25 protein-coding genes are annotated in these 23,290 nt (G+C 70.4%); 19 read left to right on the forward strand and 6 right to left on the reverse strand.

All coding sequences use genetic code 11. From position 1 onward, the window contains the following. The 10 genes from N788_RS14780 to recO all read left to right on the forward strand — a co-directional run. Positions 1 to 297, forward strand: a 297-nt coding sequence (locus N788_RS14780; RefSeq protein WP_034219729.1) for a hypothetical protein, incomplete at its 5' end; no start/stop codon positions are given. Further along, positions 294 to 1,226, forward strand: coding sequence for a MucB/RseB C-terminal domain-containing protein (locus tag N788_RS00010; RefSeq protein ID WP_034219732.1), 933 nt, complete (start codon positions 294 to 296; stop codon positions 1,224 to 1,226). The genes N788_RS14780 and N788_RS00010, both read left to right, overlap by 4 nt. After that, entirely contained in the window at positions 1,219 to 1,671 is a 453-nt protein-coding gene (locus tag N788_RS00015; RefSeq protein WP_034219735.1) for a SoxR reducing system RseC family protein, read from the forward strand. The genes N788_RS00010 and N788_RS00015 overlap by 8 nt, the downstream gene beginning before the upstream one ends. Beyond that, positions 1,668 to 3,161 carry a DegQ family serine endoprotease gene (locus tag N788_RS00020; protein ID WP_084695795.1) on the forward strand — a complete coding sequence of 498 codons (1,494 nt, stop codon included), beginning with the start codon at positions 1,668 to 1,670 and terminating at the stop codon, positions 3,159 to 3,161. Before N788_RS00015 ends, N788_RS00020 begins: the two co-directional genes overlap by 4 nt. A 97-nt stretch (positions 3,162 to 3,258) precedes the next feature. Then, positions 3,259 to 5,052 (forward strand): translation elongation factor 4, encoded by a 1,794-nt coding sequence (gene lepA, locus N788_RS00025; protein WP_034219737.1) that lies wholly within the window; start codon positions 3,259 to 3,261, stop codon positions 5,050 to 5,052. Positions 5,053 to 5,087: 35 nt separating this feature from the next. Next, positions 5,088 to 5,903 (forward strand): signal peptidase I, encoded by an 816-nt coding sequence (gene lepB / locus N788_RS00030; protein ID WP_425476470.1) that lies wholly within the window; start codon positions 5,088 to 5,090, stop codon positions 5,901 to 5,903. 56 nt (positions 5,904 to 5,959) lie between these two features. After that, positions 5,960 to 6,307: a DUF4845 domain-containing protein gene (locus N788_RS00035; protein ID WP_244444054.1), complete on the forward strand. Its 348-nt coding sequence runs from the start codon at positions 5,960 to 5,962 to the stop codon at positions 6,305 to 6,307. Continuing rightward, a complete protein-coding gene (gene rnc, locus N788_RS00040; protein WP_034219744.1) occupies positions 6,304 to 6,960 on the forward strand; it encodes a ribonuclease III in 657 nt (218 codons plus the stop codon). Before N788_RS00035 ends, rnc begins: the two co-directional genes overlap by 4 nt. Next, a complete protein-coding gene (gene era, locus N788_RS00045) occupies positions 6,957 to 7,868 on the forward strand; it encodes a GTPase Era (protein ID WP_034219746.1) in 912 nt (303 codons plus the stop codon). Before rnc ends, era begins: the two co-directional genes overlap by 4 nt. Positions 7,869 to 7,871: 3 nt before the next feature. After that, a complete protein-coding gene (gene recO, locus N788_RS00050) occupies positions 7,872 to 8,600 on the forward strand; it encodes a DNA repair protein RecO (protein ID WP_034219747.1) in 729 nt (242 codons plus the stop codon). Here the strand turns inward: recO and N788_RS00055 are convergent. Continuing rightward, complete coding sequence (locus N788_RS00055) at positions 8,590 to 9,258, reverse strand: response regulator transcription factor (protein WP_034219749.1); 669 nt, start codon at positions 9,256 to 9,258, stop codon at positions 8,590 to 8,592. The genes recO and N788_RS00055 overlap by 11 nt on opposite strands. Here N788_RS00055 and N788_RS00060 point away from each other — a divergent pair. The 9 genes from N788_RS00060 to N788_RS00100 all read left to right on the forward strand — a co-directional run bounded on the left by N788_RS00060 (position 9,257) and on the right by N788_RS00100 (position 17,706). Continuing rightward, positions 9,257 to 11,278 carry a translocation/assembly module TamB domain-containing protein gene (locus N788_RS00060; protein ID WP_034219750.1) on the forward strand — a complete coding sequence of 674 codons (2,022 nt, stop codon included), beginning with the start codon at positions 9,257 to 9,259 and terminating at the stop codon, positions 11,276 to 11,278. The genes N788_RS00055 and N788_RS00060 overlap by 2 nt on opposite strands. A gap of 11 nt (positions 11,279 to 11,289) precedes the next feature. Next, complete coding sequence (locus N788_RS00065) at positions 11,290 to 11,901, forward strand: YdbL family probable chaperone protein (protein WP_034219753.1); 612 nt, start codon at positions 11,290 to 11,292, stop codon at positions 11,899 to 11,901. 77 nt (positions 11,902 to 11,978) lie between these two features. Further along, positions 11,979 to 13,298, forward strand: a complete 1,320-nt coding sequence (gene rlmD, locus N788_RS00070; RefSeq protein WP_034219755.1) for a 23S rRNA (uracil(1939)-C(5))-methyltransferase RlmD — start codon at positions 11,979 to 11,981, stop codon at positions 13,296 to 13,298. A 3-nt stretch (positions 13,299 to 13,301) separates the two neighbouring features. Next, positions 13,302 to 13,805 carry a CYTH domain-containing protein gene (locus N788_RS00075; protein WP_034219758.1) on the forward strand — a complete coding sequence of 168 codons (504 nt, stop codon included), beginning with the start codon at positions 13,302 to 13,304 and terminating at the stop codon, positions 13,803 to 13,805. After that, on the forward strand, positions 13,805 to 14,815 hold the full coding sequence (gene nagZ / locus N788_RS00080; RefSeq protein WP_034219760.1) for a beta-N-acetylhexosaminidase: 1,011 nt from the start codon (positions 13,805 to 13,807) through the stop codon (positions 14,813 to 14,815). Before N788_RS00075 ends, nagZ begins: the two co-directional genes overlap by 1 nt. 1 nt (position 14,816) lies before the next feature. After that, positions 14,817 to 15,374 (forward strand): hypoxanthine-guanine phosphoribosyltransferase, encoded by a 558-nt coding sequence (locus N788_RS00085; protein ID WP_034219762.1) that lies wholly within the window; start codon positions 14,817 to 14,819, stop codon positions 15,372 to 15,374. A 3-nt stretch (positions 15,375 to 15,377) separates the two neighbouring features. Next, positions 15,378 to 16,121 (forward strand): S-methyl-5'-thioinosine phosphorylase, encoded by a 744-nt coding sequence (locus N788_RS00090; protein WP_034219763.1) that lies wholly within the window; start codon positions 15,378 to 15,380, stop codon positions 16,119 to 16,121. 99 nt (positions 16,122 to 16,220) lie between these two features. Further along, positions 16,221 to 16,424: a cold-shock protein gene (locus N788_RS00095; RefSeq protein WP_034219765.1), complete on the forward strand. Its 204-nt coding sequence runs from the start codon at positions 16,221 to 16,223 to the stop codon at positions 16,422 to 16,424. A gap of 64 nt (positions 16,425 to 16,488) precedes the next feature. Continuing rightward, positions 16,489 to 17,706, forward strand: coding sequence for an FAD-dependent oxidoreductase (locus tag N788_RS00100; RefSeq protein WP_034219767.1), 1,218 nt, complete (start codon positions 16,489 to 16,491; stop codon positions 17,704 to 17,706). A gap of 2 nt (positions 17,707 to 17,708) precedes the next feature. On the opposite strand, the gene N788_RS00105 is transcribed toward N788_RS00100, so the two are convergent. The 5 genes from N788_RS00105 to N788_RS00125 form a co-directional block, all read right to left on the reverse strand. Then, entirely contained in the window at positions 17,709 to 19,478 is a 1,770-nt protein-coding gene (locus N788_RS00105; protein WP_034219769.1) for an ABC transporter transmembrane domain-containing protein, read from the reverse strand. After that, positions 19,475 to 20,074, reverse strand: a complete 600-nt coding sequence (locus N788_RS00110; RefSeq protein WP_051924272.1) for an IMPACT family protein — start codon at positions 20,072 to 20,074, stop codon at positions 19,475 to 19,477. The genes N788_RS00105 and N788_RS00110 overlap by 4 nt, the downstream gene beginning before the upstream one ends. 2 nt (positions 20,075 to 20,076) lie before the next feature. Continuing rightward, positions 20,077 to 20,958, reverse strand: coding sequence for a hypothetical protein (locus tag N788_RS00115; RefSeq protein ID WP_034219770.1), 882 nt, complete (start codon positions 20,956 to 20,958; stop codon positions 20,077 to 20,079). Between the two features lie 9 nt (positions 20,959 to 20,967). Continuing rightward, positions 20,968 to 22,668 (reverse strand): vWA domain-containing protein, encoded by a 1,701-nt coding sequence (locus tag N788_RS00120; protein WP_051924183.1) that lies wholly within the window; start codon positions 22,666 to 22,668, stop codon positions 20,968 to 20,970. Between the two features lie 65 nt (positions 22,669 to 22,733). Further along, on the reverse strand, positions 22,734 to 23,282 hold the full coding sequence (locus N788_RS00125) for an RNA polymerase sigma factor (RefSeq protein WP_034219773.1): 549 nt from the start codon (positions 23,280 to 23,282) through the stop codon (positions 22,734 to 22,736). Positions 23,283 to 23,290 lie beyond the last annotated feature (8 nt).

A 23,290-nucleotide genomic window follows, 5' to 3' on the forward strand; every position in this document is an offset into this window, starting at 1 on the left:
CGCGCCGAGGTGCCGGAGCGCCTGCCGCTGGTCGAGGTGCCGCGGGCGCGGGTGTCGCCGCTGCCGGGCCGGGAGATCCAGGCACTGGCCGCCGGGCTGGCGGACGAGCCGTCGGCCCGGCCCTGGCCGCGCTCGCCGCTCGCCCAGGACGAACGGGCGCTCGAGGCCTACCTGGTCCGGCACAACGCCATGATGGCCGCCGACGGCCTGGGCGGCTTCATGCCTTACGTCGACGTGGTCGCCCACGGTGAACCGGGTGCCGGCGGCGACGAAGCGGACGAAGCCAGCCGCCAGTGAAACGCGTCCTGCTGACCGCGCTGCTCTGCCTGCTCGCCCCGGTTGCCCTGGCGGCGACGGATGCGGCAGCCTGGCTGGCACGCGTGGGTCCGGCGCTGCGTGGCCTCGATTACCAGGGCACCCTGGTGGTGGTCGCCAATGGCCGGGTGGACACGCTACGGGTCCACCACCGCGTCGACGGTGGCCGCGAGCGCGAGCGTCTGGTGGCGCTCAGTGGTCCGCCGCGGGAAGTCATCCGCGACGGCAGCCGGGTGATGTGCATCGGCACCGGCGAATCGCCGGTGGCCTACGACATGGGCCAGGCCGGGCGCTGGAGCGAGGCGCTGGCGGTTTCCGAGGCCGTGGGCCTGGCGGGCTACCAGGCGCGGCTGGGTGGACGCGGTCGCGTCGCCGGCCACGCCGTGCAGCGGGTCGAAGTGCTCGCCACCGATCCCTGGCGCTATGGCTACCGGCTCTGGCTGGAAAAGCGCAGCGGCCTGCCGCTGCGCGTGGACCTGCTCGACGGCGAGGGTCGTTCGATCGAACAGGTGGCCTTCACCGACATCGCGCTGGACCAGCGTCCCAGCGACGCCGACCTGGCGCCATCGGCACCGGCCGCGCTCGAGCGCGTCTCGCCGCTGCCGGCGCCGACGGGCCAGGCGCTGGGTTGGCAGGTCCCGGCACCCCCCGCCGGTTTCCGGCTGCGGGCAACCCGACCCCTGCCCGACGACGGCGTGCACCTGCTCTACAGCGACGGCCTGGCCAGCGTTTCGGTCTATGTCGAGCGCGTGGGCAGCGGCCTGCGCGGCGATGCCCGGCGCCAGCGCGGCGCCGTGCATGCCCGCTCGTTCTGGCTCGATGGCTGGCAGGTGCTCGCCATCGGGAAGGTGCCGGCGTCGACGGTGGACCGGTTCGCCCGGACCGTGCGCGCGGTGCCTGCCGATGGCTGAACGCGACGCCGAAGTCCTGGGCGTGCGCGGAAAGCGGCTGTCGCTGCGCTTGCTCGGCAGCGCCTGCGATGGCTGTGCCGGTGGCTGCGGCGGGCGCTGCAGCCTGTTCGCCGGCGCCGGCGACCATGGCTTCGAGCTCGACGTCGAGGATGCCGGCGATTTCCCCCCGGGTCGGCGCCTTCGGCTGCGCATCGACGACCAGGCGCTGCGCCGGGCCGCCTGGCGCGGCTACGGCCGCGTCCTGCTGGGCTTGCTGGCGGGCGCGCTGCTGGGCCATGCGGTGGGGCTTGCCGTCGGCGGGTACGCGAACGTGCTCACCCTGGCGGGTCTGCTGACGGGAACTTTGCTGGCCGCGCGCGTTTCAAAGCCGCACCTTCCCGAGCCGGAAATCCTGGCCGCCGGAACCGAAATCCATTTGCCTGCACAAGGAAAAACACGCCCATGAAAACGCTGCATTGCCGTGCCCTCCTGCTCGCGCTGGCGCTTGGCGCCTCGCCCCTGGTGGCATACGCCCAGGCGCGTGAAGCGCCTGCGCCCGGCGGAACGCTGCCGACGCCGGTGGTCAACCTGCCGGACTTCACCCGCCTGGTCGAAGCGGTCGGGCCGGCAGTGGTGAACATCGAGGCCAGCAGCGAAGGCAGCGGCGACCCGGAGCAGGCTGCGCGCCGCGGCGCCGAACCGATGCCGGAAGACATGCCGGAATTCTTCCGCCGTTTCTTCGGCCAGCCCGGCATGCCGGGGCAGCCGGGCATGCCCGACCGGATGCCGCGCGGCGGCACGTCGCAGGGCTCGGGTTTCATCATTTCCAGTGATGGCTACGTGCTGACCAACCACCACGTGGTCAGCGGCGCCGACCGCATCGTGGTTCGCCTGAGCGACCGCAACGAGCTCGAGGCCGAGCTGGTGGGGTCCGACCCGCTTTCCGACGTCGCCCTGCTCAAGGTCGACGGCAAGAACCTGCCGGTGCTCAAGACCGGTGACTCGCGCAACCTCAAGGCCGGCCAGTGGGTGCTGGCGATCGGTTCGCCCTTTGGTTTCGAACACTCGGTGACCGCCGGCATCGTCAGCGGCGTTGGCCGGCGTTCGCTCGACCCGAGCCAGCAGTACGTGCCCTTCATCCAGACCGACGTGGCGATCAACCGCGGCAATTCCGGCGGTCCGCTGCTCAACACCCGCGGCGAGGTGGTCGGCATCAACTCGCAGATCTTCTCCAACTCCGGTGGCTACATGGGCGTGAGCTTCGCGATCCCGATCGAGGTGGCGATGAACGCGGTGCGCCAGCTGCGCGAGACCGGCACGGTCACCCGCGGCCAGCTCGGCGTGCGCATCCAGGACGTCGACCGTGGCCGCCTGGCCGAGCTGGGGCTGGACCGGCCGGTCGGTGCGTTCGTTGATTCGGTCGAGAACGGCAGCGCCGCCGACAAGGCCGGCATCCGCCCGGGCGACGTGATCACCCGCTTCAACGGCCGCGAAGTGCTGCGTTCGGCGTCGCTGCCGCCGATGGTCGGGGCACTGCCACCGGGCAGCCGGGCCACGGTCACCGTGATGCGCGAAGGCAAGACGCGTGAGCTGGTGGTCACCCTGTCGGCGCTGGACATGGCCGCGATGGGTTCGCCGGGACCCTCCGGTCGCCCGGCCGCGCCCGAGGCAGCGGCCAACCCGCTGGGCCTGGAAGTCGAGGCGCTGGACGCCGCCGCGCGCTCGGCCATGGGCCTGGGCGCCGGCGAGGGCGTGCTGGTGTCGCGGGTGACCGGCCTGGCGGCGCGCCAGGCCGGGCTGGCCCCGGGTGACGTGGTGCTGCGCGTGGGCCAGGACGAGGTCGGCTCGGTGGCCGAGTTCAAGGCAGCCACCGAAGACCTGGGTCCGGGCGACGAAGTCCGCCTGCTGGTGCGCAATACCCGCAGCACCGGCTTCGTCAGCTTCGTGCTGCGCTGACCCCCGGTCGCCCCGGCCGGCCCATCCGGGCCCGGCCGGGGCCGCTGTGCGATAATGGCCCGTTTACAGCCACGAACCGGCAACCAGACCGCCCCGCATGCAGCTCATCCGCAATTTTTCCATCATCGCCCACGTCGACCACGGCAAGTCCACGCTCGCCGACCGCATCATCCAGATCTGCGGCGGCCTGCAGGCGCGCGAGATGGAGGCCCAGGTACTGGACTCGAATCCGATCGAGCGCGAGCGCGGCATCACCATCAAGGCCCAGTCGGTGTCGCTGCCGTACACCGCGAAGGACGGCAAGACCTACCAGCTCAACTTCATCGACACCCCCGGCCACGTCGACTTCAGCTATGAAGTCAGTCGTTCGCTGGCCGCCTGCGAAGGCGCGCTGCTGGTGGTGGACGCGGCCCAGGGCGTCGAGGCGCAGTCGGTCGCCAACTGCTACACCGCGGTCGAGCAGGGCCTGGAAGTGGTGCCGGTGATCAACAAGATCGACCTGCCCACCGCCGACATCGACAAGGTGAAGGCCGAGATCGAGGCCGTCATCGGCATCGACGCAGAAGACGCGGTGGCGATCAGCGCCAAGACCGGGCTGAACGTGCAGGACGTGCTCGAGGCCATCGTGCACCGCATTCCGCCGCCGAAGCCGCGCGACACCGACAAGCTGCAGGCGCTGATCATCGATTCCTGGTTCGACAACTACCTGGGCGTGGTCTCGCTGGTGCGCGTCATGCAGGGCGAAATCAAGCCCGGCGACAAGCTGCTGGTGATGTCCACCGGCCGCACTCACCAGGTCGACCAGGTCGGCGTGTTCACGCCCAAGCGCAAACAGCTCACCAAACTCGGTGCCGGCGAAGTGGGCTGGATCAACGCCTCGATCAAGGACGTGCACGGCGCGCCGGTCGGCGACACGGTCACCCTGGCCAACGACCCGGCGGCCAAGCCGCTTCCTGGCTTCCAGGAGATGCAGCCGCGCGTGTTCGCCGGCCTGTTCCCGGTGGACGCCGACGATTACCCGTCCCTGCGCGAGGCGCTCGAGAAGCTGCGGCTCAACGACGCCGCGCTGCGCTTCGAGCCGGAGAGCTCCGAGGCCATGGGGTTCGGCTTCCGCTGCGGCTTCTTGGGCATGCTGCACATGGAAATCGTGCAGGAGCGCCTGGAGCGCGAATACGACCTCAACCTGATCAGCACCGCACCGACGGTGATCTACGAGGTGCTGGCCACCGATGGCAGCATCCTGCCGCTGGACAACCCGTCCAAGCTGCCGCCGGTGAACAAGATCGACGAAATCCGCGAGCCGATCATCCGCGCGAACATCCTCACGCCCGAGGAATACATCGGCAACATCATCAAGCTCTGCGAGGAAAAGCGCGGCCGGCAGATCGGCATCTCCTACCTGGGCTCCCAGGTGCAGATCAGCTACGAGCTGCCGATGGCCGAAGTGGTGCTGGATTTCTTCGACCGCCTCAAGTCGGTTTCGCGCGGCTACGCGTCGCTCGACTACCACTTCGAGCGATTCGAGGCCGGCCCCTTCGTGCGCCTGGACACCCTGATCAACGGCGACAAGGTCGACGCGCTGTCGCTGATCGTTCACCGCAGCCACGCCGACCGGCGTGGCCGGGACCTGTGCGAGAAGATGCGCGAACTGATCCCGCGGCAGATGTTCGACGTCGCCATCCAGGCGGCGATCGGCTCGCAGATCATCTCGCGCTCGACGGTCAAGGCGATGCGCAAGAACGTGCTGGCCAAGTGCTACGGCGGCGACGCCACGCGCAAGAAGAAGCTGCTCGAGAAGCAGAAGGAAGGCAAGAAGCGCATGAAGCAGGTCGGCCGCGTGGAAATCCCGCAGGAAGCCTTCCTGGCCGTGCTGACGGTGGACAACAAGTAAGCGGCCCCCGCCGCGAGGAACCCTGACGCGTGAAAATCGACCTGGCACTGATCCTGACCTCCCTGGCCGCGCTGACCGGCCTGATCTGGCTCATCGACCGACTCTTCTTCGCCCGCAGCCGCAAGCTCATGCAGGCCGAAGGCGAGGACGTGCAGGAACCGGTGGTGGTGGACTACGCCCGGCAGCTGTTCCCGATCATCCTGATCGTGCTGCTGCTGCGGAGCTTCCTGGCCGAACCCTTCCGCATCCCGTCCAGTTCGATGATGCCGACCCTGCTCGTGGGCGACTTCATCCTGGTCAACAAGTTCGCCTACGGCATCCGCCTGCCGGTGGTGAACACCAAGGTCATCGAGGTCGGCGCCCCCAGCCGCGGGGACGTCGTGGTCTTCCGCTACCCGGGCATGGGGCCGGACGACGACCGCGCCGGCGCCGACTACATCAAGCGCATCGTTGGCCTGCCCGGCGACCACATCGCGTTTCGCGACCAGGTGCTGTACGTCAACGGCGAACCCGTGCCCAAGCAGGCCGACGGCTACTACGTCGGCGCCGGCCGGGAAGGCCGGAAAATGACCGGCGCGACGCGTTTCCGGGTCGACCTGGACGGCCGCGAGCACCTGACCCTGGAAACCAGCCCCTTCTCCAGCCCGCGTGCGGAAGGCGAGTGGGAAGTGCCGGCCGGCCACTATTTCGCCATGGGCGACAACCGCGACCGCAGCGAGGACAGCCGCTACTGGGGCTTCGTTCCGGAGGAAAACCTGGTGGGCAAGGCCTTCGCGGTCTGGCTCAACTGCGAGGGCTGGTTCTGCTCGGGGGCGTTTGACTACACCCGGATTGGCGATACCATCCGCTGAATGGGGCAGCCCCCGGGGGAGTGGACATGGTTAGCAAGCCGCGTGGCATAACGTTGATGAGCTTCTTGATCGTCTTGGTGGTGGTTGGTTTCTTCGCCCTGGTCATCATGAAGCTGTTCCCGATGTACAGCGAGTACTACAGCCTCAAGGGCGTCATGGAGGAGTACGCGGCCCAGCCGAACTCCGCCGCGAACTCGCCGACGCAGATGTACAACGACCTCGAACGCCGTTTCGGCATCGCCTACATCGATTCGGTCGAGCGAGAGCACATGAAGGTCACGCGCAGTGGCGGCGTCAGCCAGCTCAACATCGCCTATGAAGTGCGGGTGCCGCTGTTCGCCAACCTCGACGTGGTCGGCAAGTTCGACAACACCGTCAACCTGAGCGGCCGTTCGAGCGAGTGACCGACCGGCTCGGCCACCGTTTCGAAAAGCCCGAACTGCTGCAACAAGCCCTCCGGCACCGCAGCGCCGGATCGCCGCACAACGAACGCCTGGAGTTCCTCGGTGATGCCCTGGTCAACCTGGTCATCGCCGAGGCGCTCTACCAGCGTTGGCCCAAGGCCGACGAAGGCACCCTGACCCGCGCCCGGGCCAGCCTGGTGCGCGAATCGTCGCTTGCCGAGCTGGCGCGCCGCCTGGAACTGGGCGCGCGCCTGGAGCTCGGGCCCGGCGAGATGAAGAGCGGTGGCCACCGCCGCGATTCGATCCTTGCCGATGCGGTTGAGGCCGTCATTGGCGCCATCCACCTCGACGCGGGCTTCGAGACCTGCCGCGAGGTCGTGCTGGGCTGGTTCGAGCCCGGCCTGGCCGAGCTGCCCACCGGCAAGGCGGAGAAGGACCCCAAGACCCGCCTGCAGGAATGGCTGCAGGCGCGCCAGTTCCCGCGTCCGAACTACCGGTTGCTGGAAACCACCGGCGACGACCATGCCCGCGTCTTCCATGTCGCCTGCGAAACCGCCGAACCCCCGCTGAAGGAACAGGCCGAGGCCAGCTCCCTGCGCGCCGCCGAACAACTCGCCGCCGAACGTGTGCTGGCGACGCTGGAGAAAAAGTGAGCCCGTCCGATTCCACGCAAGCCCCGTTTCGCGCCGGCACCGTCGCCGTCCTGGGCCGCCCCAACGTCGGCAAGTCGACCCTGGTCAACGCCCTGGTCGGCGCCAAGGTCAGCATCGTGTCGCCGCGGCCGCAGACCACGCGCCACCGGCTGCTGGGCATCGCCAGCTTCGACGCGGGCCAGCTGCTTCTGGTGGACACGCCCGGCATCCATCGCGAACAGAAGCGCGCGATGAACCGCATGATGAATCGCGCCGCCCGCGGCGCGGTCGAGGGCGTGGACGCGGCCGCGCTGGTCATCGAGGCCGGACGCTGGACCGAGGAGGACGGGCTGGCCTATTCGGCCCTGAACGCGGCCGGCGTGCCGGTCGCGCTGGTGGTGAACAAGGTCGACAAGATGGCGGACAAGACGGAACTGCTGCCCTTCATCGCCGAAGTCACCCGCGAGCGGGTCTTCGCCTCCGTGCACCTGGTTTCGGCGCTCAAGTCCAAGGGGCTCGACGTCCTGGTCAAGGACCTGCTGCAGCTGATGCCGGCGTCGGCGCCGATCTACGGCGAGGACGAGATCACCGATCGCAGCGAACGATTCCTGGCCGGCGAACTGGTCCGTGAGCAGCTGATGCTGCGCCTGGGCGAGGAGCTGCCGTACTCGACCACGGTCGAGATCGAACGCTTCGAGGAAGACGGCGAGATGCTGCGCATCGCCGCCATCGTCTGGGTCGAGCGCGAGGGCCAGAAGCCGATCGTCATCGGCAAGGGCGGTGAACGCATGAAGGCGATCAGCACCGGCGCCCGCATCGGCATGGAAAAGCTGTTCGGCCGCAAGGTGTTCCTGGAAACCTGGTGCCGGGTGCGCGAGGGCTGGTCGGACGACGAGGCCGCGCTGCGGCGCTTCGGCTATTCGGACTGAGCCATGCGCGTGCTCGCGCAGCCGGCCTTCGTGCTGCATGCGCGCCCCTGGCGCGAAACCAGCCTCATGGTCGAACTGCTGACCCGCGACCACGGCCGGGTCGGCGTGGTCGCACGCGGCGTCCAGGGGGCCAAGCGGCATCCGCTGCGGGCCGCCTTGCAACCGCTGCAGCAGCTGCGCGCTGACTTCCTGCCCCGGGGCGAGCTCGCCCGCCTGCTCCAGGCCGAGGCGGTGGATGCCGCCCCGCGGCTGGCCGGCGATGCTTTGATGGCAGCCTTTTACGTCAATGAACTGGTGCTGCGGCTGCTGCCCCGCAATGACCCGGCGCCCGAACTCTTCGAACGCTACGGGGAGCTGCGTGGCCGCCTGGGCGACGCCGGCGGGCCCGCCTGGCAGCTGCGGCGGTTCGAACGCGACCTGCTCGACCTGCTCGGCTACGGGCTGTCGCTGGAGGAAAGCGAGGAGGGTGCGCCGCTGGATCCGGCTGCGCGCTACGTGCTCGATGCCGAACGGGGCGCCGTCCGCGACCGCAGCCACGCACCGGGCTCGACCTCGGGTGCGGCGCTGCTTTCGCTGGCCCAGGACCGGCCGCCGCCGCCGGAGCAACTGCAGGAGCTGCGTGGCGCCCTGCGCGGCGTGCTGGCCATCCACCTGGGTCCGCAACCGCTCAAGTCCTGGGGCCTGCTGTCGGCGCTGGCGCGCCTGGGCCGGGACCAGGACATCAGCCGCTAGCCAGCAGGCGCTGCGAACAATCCTGGAAACGCTGCAGCGCCCCGGCATCGCCGGGGGCGGCGTGCAGGGCCCGGACGGCTCCCAGCAGCGGCAGCGCACCGACGAAACCGCAGCTGGCCTTGAGCCGGTGCAGGTGCGCGCGCGCGGCGGCCTCGTCGCCGGCACGGCAGGCCGCCAGCACCTCGTGGCGCTGGAGGGGCAGCTCGTCCAGGAACAGCCTGCGCAGCGTTTCCAGCGCGGTCGCCTGTCCGGCCACCGCGGCCAGGCCGGCGGCATCGTCCCAGGGTGGCAGCAGCCCGGCCGGCAACCAGGCGGTGACGGCCGCGCGCAGTTCGGCCAGGGCCAGCGGCTTGGCCAGGACCCGCGCGAAACCCGGCGCCGCGGCCTGGGGGTCGGCGCTCAGCGCCAGGGCCGGCGTCGCCAGGCCCCGGTCCCGCAGCCGCGCCAGCAGTTCGTCGCCGCGGCCATCGGGCAACTGCAGGTCGAACAGCCACAGCGCATGGCTGTCCCGTGCCGCCAGCGCCTCGGCCTGGGCAAGGGTCGACGCGTGGTCCACGTGGGCCGGCAGCGATTCCAGCCCGGCACGCAGCGCGGCGGCGCTGGTGGGGTCGTCCTCGAGCAGCAGCAGGTTGGGCAAAGGCACTATGCTGGCCAGCATGCGGCGACCGGTTCGACTCGGCAAGTTCCTCTGCGGCGCCTGGCTGCTGCTGGCGCTGGTGCCCGCGGCTGCCAACGAACTGCAGCTGCGGATCGGCGCCGTGCACAACGACGCGGCCAGGTTGGAGCAGGTACGGGTCAGCCTGGACTGGCCGGCGGGAGCGGCCTCCGGCGAGCTGACCTTGCAAGCCGCACGGCTGCAGGTGCCGGCCATGGGCCAGGACCTTCGGTCGCTGCGCTGGCGTTGCCCGCTGTCGCTTGCGGACGATGGCCAATGGCGATGCGAAGGCCCGGTGGACAGCGCCGGTGGTGCCGGCGCCCTGGCGGTGTCGCTGTCCCCGGCGCAGATCGACGCCATGTTGTCGGCCCGCGGCAGCCAGCTCGATTACGCCTGGCGCGCCGGCGCACCGGATCGCCACCAAGTCGACCTCAAGGCCGTGCCCGTGGCGTGGCTGAAGGCGTTCCTGGCGACGATATGGGAAGACGGCCAGTGGTCCGGCGGGCGCCTTGACGGTCGGGTGTCGGTCGGCACGGGCGGGGCCGTGTCGGTGCAGACCGACCTCAGGCTGCGCGAGGTAGGGCTGGAAACCCCCGATGGCTGGCTGGCCGCGGCCGGCATGCAGGGGCGCCTGGAGCTGGACTACGACGGGGCCGGCCCCCGTCCGCGTACTGCCGTGCGCTACACCGCCCGCGGCGGCGAGTTCCTGGTCGGCAGCCTCTATGTCCCGCTACCGCAATCAGCCGTGCAGGTCGACGTCGAGCTGCTGCCGGGGCAGGGCGGCGGCTGGGAGGTCCCGCGCTTCGGCTGGCGCGACGGCGACGTGCTCAAGGCCACCGGTTCGGCGCGGCTGGACGCCGGCAATACGCTTTCCGACCTCGAGCTGAGCCTTTCCCTGGACGAACTCGCGACGGCGCGTGACCGGTATCTGAGCGGATTCCTGGCGCCGGCGGGTTTCGCCGACCTGGTGCTGGCCGGCGGCGTGCAGGCCCGCTTGCGCATGGCCGACGGCCAATGGCAGTCGATGGCGCTGGGTTTGCAGCGGCTCAACGCCATCGATCCGCGCCAGCGTTTCACCCTGGCCGGGTTGCACGGCAACCTGCACTGGCAGGCCGGCGGCGACGCCGAACCCGGGCAGTTGGCCTGGGACAGCGCGGCGCTGTTCGGCATTGGCCTGGGCCATGCCCGGCTTGGCTTCACCAGCGATGGTGGCCAGTTGAAGCTGCGTGAGCCGGTGTCGATCGCGGTGCTGCAGGGCCAGCTGCGCCTGGACCACCTGCGCTGGCAGCCGCCGGCCGGCGACCAGGGCATCCGCTTCGCCTTGGGCGCCACGCTGCAGGACCTGGACCTGGGCAGCCTGTCCCAGCGCCTGGGCTGGCCGCCGTTCGAGGGAAGCATCAGCGGCCGCATTCCCTCCGCACGCTACCAGGCCAACGTGCTGACCCTCGACGGTGGGCTCACGATGCAGCTCTTCGACGGCACGGTGGCGCTGTCGAGCCTGGAAATGGAGCGCCCCTTCGGCGTCGCGCCGACGCTGTCGGCCGACGTGGTGATCGAAGACATCGATCTCGAGCCGATGACCGCGGCCTTTGGTTTTGGTTCGATCACCGGCCGGCTCGACGGCCACATCCAGGGCCTGCGCATGGTGGACTGGTCGCCGGTGGCCTTCGACGCCCGGCTGCAGTCCGACCCGGACTGGAAAGGGCGCCGCCGGATCAGCCAGCGCGCGGTCGAGGACATCTCGAAGGTCGGCGGCGGCGGCGGACTGATGGGCGGCCTGCAGGCCCAGGCATTGCGGTTGTTCGACGACTTCCGTTATTCCCGCATCGGCCTGGCCTGCCGGCTGCGCGACAACGTCTGCCTGATGGACGGTGTGGATTCAGCCGGCGATGGCTATACCATCGTGCAGGGCGCGGGATTGCCGCGCATCCAGGTGGTGGGATTTCGCCGCCGCGTCGACTGGCCCACGCTGGTGGACCGCCTCAAGGCGGCCACCGAGGGGCAAACCCCGGTCATCCAATGAAGGAGAAGACAATGGGCAAGAACTTCAAGCGGCTGCTGGCGGCCCCCCTGGTGGCGCTGGCGGTCTTCGCGCTGGGCGCCTGCGTCACGATCAACGTGTATTTCCCGGCGGCGGAGGCCCAGCAGGCGGCCGAGGAGTTCGTCGAGAAGGTGCTGGGCGAAGACGCTGCCGGCGCAGCGGCGGAAGGCGAGCCGCAGGCCTTCGCGCCGGCGCCGCGTCCGCGCTGGAGCCCGATGTCCCTGCTGATCTCCCAGGCCCATGCCCAGCAGGCGGACATCACCATCCGCACGCCGGCGATCCAGGCCATCCAGGACCGGATGGCTGCGCGCTTCCAGTCGGGCCTGCAGGAGCATTTCAACGCCGGCGCGCTGGGGTTCGGCAATGATGGCCTGGTGGTGCTGCGCGACCCGGGCAAGGTTGCGCTCAAGGACCGCGTGGCGGTGAACCAGATGGTGGCGGAGGAAAACCGTGACCGCAACGCGGTCTACCGCGAGATCGCCGTCGCCAACAACCACCCGGAGTGGGAAGGCCAGATCCGCGAGACCTTCTCGCGCCAGTGGGTGGCCAGCGCCCGCGCCGGCTGGTGGTACCAGGCCGCCGACGGCAGCTGGAAGCAGAAGTAGCCGCGCGCACCCGGGGTGCAAGCGTCTGGGGCGCGGATTTGCGACAATCCGCGCCCCATTTGTTTCTGGCATCACCCGTGGCCCGGAAAGGTTTCAAGCAGCGCCCTCCCTTCGAGATCCAGATCACCGACCTGAGCCATGACGGCCGCGGCGTCGGCCGCCGGGAGGGCAAGACCGTGTTCGTGTCCGGTGCGCTGCCGGGTGAAACCGTGCAGGTCGAACAGACCGGGCGAAACCGCCACTTCGACGAAGGCCGCTGCCTCGAGGTACTTGTCGCCTCGCCCGACCGGATCGAGCCACGCTGCCCGCATTTCGGCACCTGCGCCGGCTGCGTGCTGCAGCACCTGGCCGAACCGCGCCAGATCGCCGCCAAACACGGCGTGCTGATGGACAACCTGCAGCGCATCGGCCACGTCGAGCCGCGCACGGTGCTCGAACCGCTGGTCGACAAGGCCTGGGGCTACCGCCGGAAGGGCCGCTTCTCGGTGCGATACGTCGAGAAGAAGGGCAAGGCCGTGGTCGGTTTCCGGGAAACCAACCCGCGATTCGTGGCCGACCTGTCGGTTTGCCACACCGTCATCCCGGAAATCGGCGACCGCCTGCCCGAGCTGGCCGCGCTGGTGGACAGCCTGGACGGCAAGCGCACGCTGCCGCAGATCGAATTCATCGCCGGCGAGCAGGGCGTGGCGCTGGTGTTCCGGCACCTGGAGCCGCTGTCCGGGGAAGACCGAGAGCGCCTGGTCGCCTTCGCCCGCGCCACGGGCTTCGCGGTGTTCCTGCAGCCTGGCGGCATCGAATCGGTGCACGCGCTCTGGCCGGAGCAGGTGGACCTGTCGTTCGCCCTGCCGGACTTCGACCTGCACCTGGCGTTCCGGCCGCTGGACTTCATCCAGGTCAATGCCGGCCTCAACGACAAGATGATCCGCAAGGCCATCGAACTGCTCGATCCGCAGCCCCAGGATCGCGTGCTCGACCTGTTCTGCGGCCTCGGCAATTTCACCCTGCCGTTGGCGCGCCGTGCCGGCACCGTCGTCGGCGTCGAAGGCGACGCCGGCCTGGTGGCGCGGGCCCGCGACAATGCCGCGCGCAACCAGGTCGGCAACGTCGAGTTCCATGCCGCCGACCTGGCCAAGGACCTGGCCGGGGAGCCCTGGATGAAGGCGGGCTTCGACAAGCTGCTGCTGGACCCGCCGCGTGCCGGCGCCGCCGAGGTGCTGGCGCAGCTGCCGCTCAAGGGCATCCGCCGCATCGTCTACGTCTCCTGCCACCCGGGTTCGCTGGCGCGCGACGCCGGCTTCCTGGTGCGCGAGCGCGGCTACACGCTGGTGGCCGCGGGTGCGATGGACATGTTCCCGCAGACCGCGCACGTCGAATCGATCGCGCTGTTCGAGAAATAGGCCATGGGCATCGAGATCGAACGCAAGTTCCTGCTGGCCGGCGACGGCTGGCGCGCGTCCGTGATCCGGTCCGTGCGCATGGCCCAGGGTTACATCAACGACATGGCGGCCCTGCGCGACGGGCGGCAGAACGCCTCGGTGCGCGTGCGCATCGCCGGCGACGCGGCTTTCCTCAACCTCAAGTCGCGCGAAGCCGGGCACACCCGGCAGGAATTCGACTACCCCATCCCCGTCGCCGACGCCGAAGCGCTGCTGGCGCTGTGCGTGGGCGGCCGGATCGACAAGCTGCGGCACTACGTGGGCCACGGCGGCCATACCTGGGAAGTGGACGAGTTCGCCGGCGACAACGCCGGCCTGCTGGTCGCCGAGCTCGAGCTGGCTTGCGCCGACGAGGCCTTCGACCGACCGGCCTGGCTGGGCCGCGAGGTCACCGACGAAACACGGTGGTACAACCTGGCGCTGGCCGAGCGCCCGTACTCGCGCTGGAACGCGCAGGAGAAGAACTGATGCTGGTGATTGGACTGGGCGGCCTGGTGCTGTCGGACGAAGAGCGCGACTGGCTGCAGCATCCGGCGGTGTCGGGCGTCATCCTGTTCAAGCGCAACTTCGCCTCGCGCAGCCAGGCGGGCGAGCTGTGCCAGGCCATCCGCGAAGCGGCCCCGCGCCCGCAGCTGCTGTGCGTGGACCAGGAAGGCGGTCGCGTGCAGCGCTTCCGCGAAGGGTATTCCGAGCTGCCGGCGCTGGAGGGTTTCGGCCGCCTGCATGGCCAGGACCGCGACGCGGCCCTGGCGCTGGCCCATGAACACGCCTGGCTGATGGCCAGCGAAATCCTGGCCACCGGCCTGGACCTGAGCTTCGCGCCGGTGGTGGACCTGGGGCGCGGCAACCTGGCCATCGGCAACCGCGCCTTCCACGCCGACCCGGTCATCGTGTCCGACTTCTGCCGCGCCTACGTGGCCGGCCTGCACGAGGCTGGCATGGCCGCGACCATCAAACACTTCCCGGGCCATGGTTCCGTGCTCGAAGACACCCACTTCGACGACGCGGTCGACCCGCGTCCGCTGGCGGACCTGCAGGCGCTGGACCTGCTTCCCTTTGCCGCCGGCATCGACGCCGGCGCCGAAGCGGTGATGATGGCGCACGTGAAGTACCCGGGCGTCGCTCCCGAACCGGCGGGCTATTCGCCGCGCTGGATCGGCGAGATCCTTCGCCGGGACATGGGCTTTGGCGGCATCGTCTTCAGCGACGACATCGGCATGGCCGCCGCCGAATCCGCCGGTGGCGTGAAGTCCCGCATCGACGCCCACCTCGACGCCGGCTGCGATGCGGTGCTGGTGTGCGCGCCGGCGCTGGTCGCCGATTCCCTGCAGGCGGTGAGCTCGCGCAAGTCGGCGCCCACGGACCTCCTGGCGCCGCTGTTCGCGCGCAAATCGCCGGCCTGGGACGCACTGCTGGCGGACGCACGTTACGATGGGGCCCGCGACGCGCTTGCGCGCATCGAGCAAGGAGCCAGCTGACATGTCCCACGACCTCAAGGACGCGCTCGCACGGTCCGACCAACTGTTCGATCGCGACGCCCTGGAAGCCGGCATCGGCCGCATCGCCGCCGAAATCGACCAGGCCTATGCTGACGATGGCGACCACGGCGACCGCCCGCTGCTGCTGACCGTCATGCACGGCGGCCTGCCGTTCGCCGCGCAGCTGGCGATGGCGATGAAAACCGACCTGCAGTTCGATTACCTGCACGCCACCCGCTACCGCGGCGCCACCGAAGGCAGCGGACTGGAGTGGCGACACCGCCCGGCCACACCGCTCAAGGGCCGGCGCGTGCTCGTCGCCGACGACATCCTGGACGAAGGCCACACGCTGCGCGCCATCCTCGACTGGTGCCGGGAGCAGGGTGCCGCCGAAACCCGCGTGGCGGTGCTGGCGCTGAAAGTGCACGACCGCCGCGTGCTCGGCGTCACCGCCGACCACGTCGCGGTCGAAGTCCCTGACCGCTACGTCTATGGTTATGGCATGGACTACTACGAGCAGGGCCGCAACCTGCCGGGCATCTACGCGATCAAGGACTGAACCATGTCGGGAATCGAGCTCGCCGTCATCGGCGGCACCGGCCTTTATCGCCTCGCGGCGCTGTCGGACGTCCAGGCGGCGGAGGGCGAAACCCCCTACGGCCCGCCGTCCGGTCCGGTGCGCATCGGCCGGCTGGCCGGCCGCCGGGTCGCGTTCCTGGCCCGCCACGGCGAGGGGCATTCGCTGCCGCCGCACCGGGTCAACTACCGCGCCAACCTGTGGCGCCTGAAGGAGCTCGGCGTGCGTCGGGTGCTCGCCGTCAACACCGTCGGCGGCATCACCGAGCGTTATGGCCCGCAGGTGCTGGGCTTGCCCGACCAGCTGATCGACTACACCCATGGCCGTGACGCCAGCTTCTGGGACGGCGAGGGCGGCGAGGTGCTGCACGTGGATTTCGGCGACCCCTACACACCGTCGCTGCGCGCCGCGGTGCTCGCCGCCGCCGGACGTGCCGGCGTCGCCGTGGTGGACGGTGGGTGTTACGGCGCCACCCAGGGGCCGCGGCTGGAAACGCGCGCCGAAATCGCCCGCATGCGCCGGGATGGCTGCGACCTGGTCGGCATGACCGGCATGCCCGAGGCCGGGCTGGCGCGCGAACTGGGCCTGGACTACGCCTGCCTGGCGATCGTCGCCAACTGGGCGGCCGGCTGCGGTGATGCCGGGGAGATCACGCTCGAGGAAGTGCTGGCCAACGTCGAGGCCGCCAGTGCCGGCCTGCCGGCGGTGCTGGAGGCCCTGCTGGGGTGATTGTCAAGCGTTTTGCTGTTGTTCATACTCGGCCCGTGCACGGGACCGGGGCATCGGCACACGGGGCACGCTTGTTCTAACAGCATGTGAGGTCACTACATGAGTTTCGGTACCGTGAAGTGGTTCAACGACGCCAAGGGGTTCGGTTTCATCGCGCCTGAAGACGGCAGCGCGGACGTGTTCGTGCACTTTTCCGCCATCAGCGCCTCGGGCTTCCGTTCCCTGCAGGAAGGCCAGCGGGTCAGCTTCGAGGTCGTGCAGGGCCCGAAGGGCTCGCAAGCCGCCAACGTCGTTCCAGCCTGAACCACGCAAACCTGTTCGACCCGAAGCCCCGCCCGCGCGGGGCTTCGTTTTTTCAAGGGTTGCCATGACAGCACTGGACATCGCCATCGTGGGTTACGGCAGCGGCGGCCAGGCCGCCGCGCTGGCCCTGTCGCGCGACGGCCATCGGGTGGAGGTCTTCGAACAGGCCCCGGCCCTGCGTCCGGTCGGTGCCGGTTTCCTGCTCCAGCCGACCGGGCTGTCGGCCCTGTGGGAACTGGGCTTGCTGGCGCCGGCGCTTTCGCTCGGCCGGCGCGTCGACCGGCTGTTGGGCGAAAACCACGCCGGCCGCCCGGTGATGGACATGGCCTATGCGGACCTGGATCGCCGCCTCTTTGGACTGGGCCTGCAGCGCAATGCCTTGTTCGAACTCCTGCGCGAGGCCTGGCCCGGTGCCGCCGGCGTGCGCACCGCGACGCGCATCGCTGCGCTGGCGCCAGGTGGCCGTGAACTGCTGGACGAATCCGGCGGCCGCCACGGTCCCTACGACCTGGTGGTCGCTGCCGATGGTGCGGCCTCGAAGCTGCGGGCGGCGGTGGGCAAGCCGCGCCTGGACAGGTCCTATCCCTGGGGCGCGCTCTGGTGCCTGCTGCCGGAGGCCGGGTGGCCGTGGCCAAACCAGCTGCGCCAGTGCTACCGGCAGGCGCGCGAAATGGCCGGTATGCTGCCGGTGGGCGGTCGTCCCGGGGATCCGACCCCGCGACTGAGTTTTTTCTGGAGCCTGCCGGCGGCGGCCTTGCCCGATTGGTCGCGCGAAGGCCTGGCCGGCTGGAAGGCGCGGGTGGTCGCGCTCTGGCCGGCGCTGGCGCCGATGCTCGAACCGATCCAGGCGCCGGAACAACTGGCCCAGGCCCGCTACCGGGACGCCATTCCCGGCGCATGGTCGCATGGCCGCCTGGCGCTGCTGGGGGACGCCGCCCACGCAATGAGCCCGCAGCTGGGGCAGGGCGTGAACATGGCGCTGCTCGATGCGCTGGCGCTGCGCGATGCCCTGCGCCGCGGGCCTGGGGTCGAAGCCGCCCTGGCTGCGTACGGTGCTTCGCGCCGCCGGCACGTGGCGATCTATCAGTTCTGGAGCCGCTGGCTGACGCCGGTGTTCCAGTCAGACGCCGATGCGCTGGCCTGGCTGCGGGACCGCGCGTTCCTGCCCCTGGGCCGGCTGCCCGGCGGCCGCGGGCAGATGCTGCGGGTGCTGGCGGGCACGCAGCACGGCTGGTTCGGCCGGCACGCGCTTCCTGCCGGTTTCCTCGAGGCCCTGGACTGACTTCAGGCGCCGGACGGAGCGTGGTCGAACTGCAGCCGCGCCAGGTCCGCGTACAGGCCGCCGCGCGCCAGCAGTTCGGCGTGGGTGCCCTGGGCGACGATGCGTCCCCGGTCCATCACCACGATGCGGTCGGCCTTGAGCACGGTGGCCAGGCGATGGGCGATGACCAGGGTCGTGCGGCCGCGCATCAGGCGCTCGAGGGCCTGTTGCACGGCGCGTTCGCTTTGCGCGTCCAGCGCGCTGGTGGCTTCGTCGAGCAGCAGCACCGGCGCATCCTTGAGCAGGGCGCGGGCGATCGCGAGGCGCTGCTGTTGGCCGCCCGACAGGCGGGCGCCGCGTTCGCCCAGTTCGCTGTCGTAGCCCTGCGGCAGCGCCGACAGGAAGTCGTGGGCCTCGGCGCTGCGGGCGGCGGCTTCGATGTCGGCGTCGTTGGCGTCGAGGCGGCCGTAGCGGATGTTCTCCCTGGCGGTGGTGCCGAAGATGACCGGATCCTGCGGCACCAGGGCGATTTGCGCACGCAGCGACACCGGGTCGAGCTGGCGCAGGTCGTGGCCGTCGAGCGTGATGCTGCCGGCCTCGGGGTCGTGGAAGCGCAGCAGCAGCTGCAGCACCGTGCTCTTGCCGGCGCCCGAGGGACCCACCAGGGCGACGGTTTCGCCGGGCTGCAGGTCCAGGTCGAAATCCTCCAGCGCCGGTGCGTCGGGGCGGGTGGGGTAGTGGAAGCGCACGCCGCGCAGGCGGATATGGCCCTGGACCGGCGTAGCCAAGGGTTCGGCCCGCGCCGGCACCGGCAGCACCGAGCGCTCGCCCAGCAGTTCGGAAATGCGGGCCATGCCGCCGGCGGCGCGCTGGACCTCGGTCCAGACTTCCGCCAGCGCGCCGACCGAGCCGGCGCCGATCAGGGCGTAAAGCACGAACTGGCCGAGCGTGCCGGCGGTCATTTCGCCGGCGATCACGTCGCGGGCGCCGACCCACAACACCGCCGTGATCGAGCCGAAGACCAGCACGATAACGATGGCGGTCAGCATCGCCTGCAGGCGGATGCGTTTGCGCGCCACGCCCAGGGCCAGGGCCACGGCCTGGTGGAAGCGCCCGGTCTCGTAGGATTCGCGGGCATAACTTTGCACGGTGTGCATGGCGCCCAGGGTCTCGCCGGCGCGGGCGTTGGCGTCGGCGACACGATCCTGCGCGGCCTTGGCGACGCTGCGCACGCGGCGGCCGGAGAACGCCATCGGCAGCACGATCAGCGGGATACCCAGCAGCACGAACAGCGCCAGCCGCGGGCTGGTGACCGCCAGCATCACCGCGCTGCCGAGCACCGTGATGCCGCTGCGCAAGGCCACCGACATGCTCGAACCGACCACGCTGCGCAACAGCTCCGCGTCGGCGGACAGGCGCGAGAGCAACTCACCGGCACGGGTGCGTTCGAAGAAGGCCTGGTCCAGGGACAGCAGGTGGGCGTAGAGGCCTCGCCGCAGGTCGGCGACCACGCGCTCGCCGAGCAGGGTGACGAAGTAGAAGCGGGCTGCCGTGGCCAGCGCCAGCGCCACGGCCACCGCGAACAGCAGCGCGAACCAGCGGTCGATCTCGCTGCCGGCGCTGAAGCCCTGGTCGATCATGTGCCTGACCGCCACCGGCAGCGCCAGGGTGGCGCTGGAGGACAGCGCCAACGCGCCCAGCCACGCCGCCACCAGCCCGCGGTGCGGGCGCACGAAGGGCAGCAGGTCGCGCAGCGAGTTGACGGGCGGTTTTTCCGCCGGGCTTGGGTTCATGGGGCCGGGGTCTCGATCCGTTGCAGGCTGGCGGTGCCGCGACTGATGTCGCGCAGGCGTCCGGCCAGGGAGTCGATAGTGTAATCGGGCAGGCGCACCCGCAGTCGCAGGCCGCTGGTGGCGAAGCTCTCATCGAGCTTCTGGCCACCAAACTCGGCGAGCAGGCCATGCACGGCATTGGCGAGCTCGAAGCCGCAGGCCAGTTCCGCCTCGCACCAGGGCACCAGCTCACGCCGCGGCGCCGTGCGCAGGCATTCGGCCGCGGCGCCGCCATAGGCACGGATCAGGCCGCCCACGCCCAGGTTGGTGCCGCCGTACCAGCGCGTCACCACCACCACGACCTGGTCCAGGCCCTGGCCCTCGATGGCGGCCAGGATGGGCCGCCCGGCGCTGCCACCGGGCTCGCCGTCGTCGGAGGAACGATACTCGGCGCCGATGCGATAGGCCCAGCAGTTGTGCGTGGCCTGCGGGTCGGACACCGATTGCAGCCAGGCCAGCGCCGCGTCGGGGCTGTCCGTCGGCGCGGCCCGGGCCAGGAAACGACTGCGTTTTGCTTCCAGCTCGAATTCGGCCGGACCCGCCAGCGTCTGCGACACGCTCACGGCCGGAACGCGGCCAGGTCGGGCGGCAGCGGCAGGTCCGGATGGTCGCGTTCGAAGCGGCGAAGGCTGGCGCTGGCACCGGCGCGATCGCCCTGGCGCACGCGCTCGCGGATGCGCTCGAGCCAGGCTTCGGCGTCGAGCCGGGCGTCTTCCTCCACCGGCGGCAGCACGTCGTCGGCGCTGAAGGCCGAGGGCAGGGGGTCGGCGCTGTCGTCGGTTTGGGGCCTTGGCGTCGACTCGCCGATCGGCGCCGGCGCCACGCTTTGGACCTCGCGACTGCGCGTGGGTGCCAGGGCCTGGGCCGGCGCGGCCACGGCTTCGGCGGCATCGGATCGTGCCGCCTCCCGGCGGTCGCTGGCGACGGCGCGTGGGGCGGGCGGGGGTGGCGGGGGCGCCACGAAGGCCTCGGCGGGTTCGGGAGCCGATGCCGGGGCCGCCGGCGCCTGGCGGCGTGCGGCCGGGCTTTCCGGCTTGGCCTGCGGGACCGGTGCGCCGGCATCGGCTTCGGCTTCCGCTTCCGCTTCCGGCATGCGTTCGAGCCGCGCGCCGCCCAGTTCGGGCTGGCCCGGTCCGTCCGATGCCTCGGCGGGGGTTTGCGCCGGCACGCCATCGGGCAGGCTCTCGCGGCCAAGGTCCAGCTGCAGCCCGATACCGACCGCCAGGACCGCGGCGGCGGCGGTGCCCAGCGCCCAGCCCGGCAGGCCGCGCCGGCGATGCCGCGCCCGTGACGATCCCGAGCTCGCGTCGCGGGCCGCCGCCAGGATGGCGGCGTCCACGCGCGGCGAAGGCTCACCCCCCGGCAGGGCGCGCAGGACCTTGGCCAGGTCGGCTTCGTCGTCCTGGAGCGTGTCCTTGCGCGGGTCCTGCGGGGTTTTCATCGTGAGGCGTCAGTCCTGGCTGATCTGGATGGCGGGGGCGGGCGCCGGGGCCAGCGAACGGGCCTGCGCGACAAGCTGCAGGAATTCACCGCGATAGCCCCAGGGGTCTTCGCCCCGGGCGCCGCGCGCCAGGCTTTCCACCTGGTCCCAGCCGAAGCCCGACATGTTACGCCCCCCGCGCAGCAGGTCGGCGTAGGCCGCCACTGCCGCCGCGAAGCGCAGGCTTTCCCCGGGCTGCCGGCGAAGGTCGGTGCGGCGGATGGGCTGCTCGACCAGCACGCTGGTGGCTTGCCCCGGCTGCTTGTAGCGCAGCTTGAGGAAGGCGATCTCGCCGGTGCCGGTGGCGGCCGCCGGGGCGGATGAATAGCGCAGGGCGTCGCTGGACTCACAGCCCATGTCCACCAAGCAAAGTTCGTACAGCGCCGTGACGTCGTGGCCGGCACCGATCTCGCCGGCATCGACCTGGTCGTTGTTGAAGTCCTCACGCGCGAGCTGGCGGTTCTCATAGCCCACCAGGCGGTATTCGGCGACCTGGGCCGGGTTGAATTCGACCTGGATCTTCACGTCGCTGGCGATGGTGAGCAGGGTCGAGCCCATTTCCTCGACCAGCACCTTGCGGCCTTCCATCAGGTTGTCGATATAGGCGTGGTTGCCGTCGCCGACATCGGCCAGTTTTTCCGCCAGCGCATCGTTGTAGTTGCCCTGGCCGAAGCCCAGCGTGGTGAGCGCGATGCCCGACTTGCGACCCGCCTCGACCTTGGTTTCCAGTGCCCGCGGATCGAAGATGCCGACGTTGAAGTCGCCGTCGGTGGCCAGGATCACGCGGTTGACGCCGTTTTCCACGAACGCCTGCCGGGCCATCGCATAGGCCAGGTCGATGCCTTCGCCGCCGTTGGTGGATCCACCGGCCTCCAGTCGCGACAGCGCCGCCAGGATTTCGCCGTGGTGGTCGCCCGGCGTCGGCGGCAGTACCAGCCCGGCGCTGCCGGCGTAGACCACGATCGACACGCGGTCCTGGGCGCGCAGGCGCGGCACCATCTGCCGGAAGCTCTCCTTGAGCAGGGGCAGTTTGTCGTCCGAGCCCATCGAGCCCGAGGTGTCGATCAGGAACACCAGGTTGGCGGCCGGGATTTCACTGCGTGCGACCTCGTAACCCTTCAGGCCGACCTGCATCAGCACGCGCTTGCCGTCCCATGGCGCGGGCGCCAGCTCAGTACTGACCCGGAACGGTTGGCGACGGTCAGTCGGCGCCGCGTACCCGTAGTCGAAGTAGTTGATCATTTCCTCGACGCGCACCGCGTCGCGCGGCGGCAGCTGGCCCTGCACCAGCATGCGCCGCACGTTGCTGTAGCTGCCGGTGTCGACGTCGATGGAAAAGGTGGACACGGGCTGTTCGGCGGCACGCACGATGCCGCTGTCTTCGAAGGCCGTGTAGTTCTCGGTGTTGCGCTCCACTGGCGGCGCGGGCATGGCGACCGTCGGCGCCGGCGGCGGGGCCATCAGCGCCTGGGCGGGCAGCCGGGATCCCGTCACTTCGATCGCTTCGAGTTCGCTGCGCTTGGAGCGGTCGCGGGCCTGTTCGCGGGCGACCGAATCAGCGGCGGCGGCTTGCCCGGCGAATTTTTCTTCGACGTCGGGGGCCTCAGCGGTCTTGTGGGCACAGCCGGCGGCGATGGCGAGGGCAAGGGTGGTAAGGACGATCTGGCGCATGGAGAGACTCCGGTTGGGAAGGGCAAGGCTTCCAACGCGCCAGGGGTGGACATGGGGTTGATGGCTCATGGCCGCAGCCTCGCGCGCAGTTTGTCCATGGCATAGCGCAGGCGTGATTTGACGGTTTCGCGGCCGACGCCGGTGATCTCGCCGATTTCCTCCAGGGTCAGCTCCTGTTCCAGGCGCAGCAGCAGGACTTCGCGCTGGTCGGCCGGCAGCTCCTCGAGCGCCAGCTGCAGGCGCCGACGCTCTTCGAAGGCGGAAAGCTGGCGCTCCGGGCTGTCGGGGTCGGGCAGCTGTTCGGCCTGCTCGCGTGCATCCTCGGGCGCATCGGGCCGGTGCGACTTCGCCCGCCAGTGGTCGGCCAGGCGGTTGTGGGCGATCTGGTGCAGCCAGGTGCTGAACTTCGCGTCGGGGCGGTAGCGCTCGCGGGCGCTGATGACGCGCTGCCAGACGTCCTGGAACAGCTCCTCGGCGAGGCTGGCGTCGCGCAGCTGGCGCTGCAGGTGCCGGAACAGGCGCAGGCGGTGGCGGGCGTAGAGGGTCTCGAAGGCGCCGCCATCGCCGGCCCCGAAGGCCAGCATCAGATCCTCGTCGGTGGGCTCTGCCTGCATGGGCCGAG

The organism is Arenimonas donghaensis DSM 18148 = HO3-R19 (assembly GCF_000743535.1).
GTDB classification, from domain to species: domain Bacteria; phylum Pseudomonadota; class Gammaproteobacteria; order Xanthomonadales; family Xanthomonadaceae; genus Arenimonas; species Arenimonas donghaensis.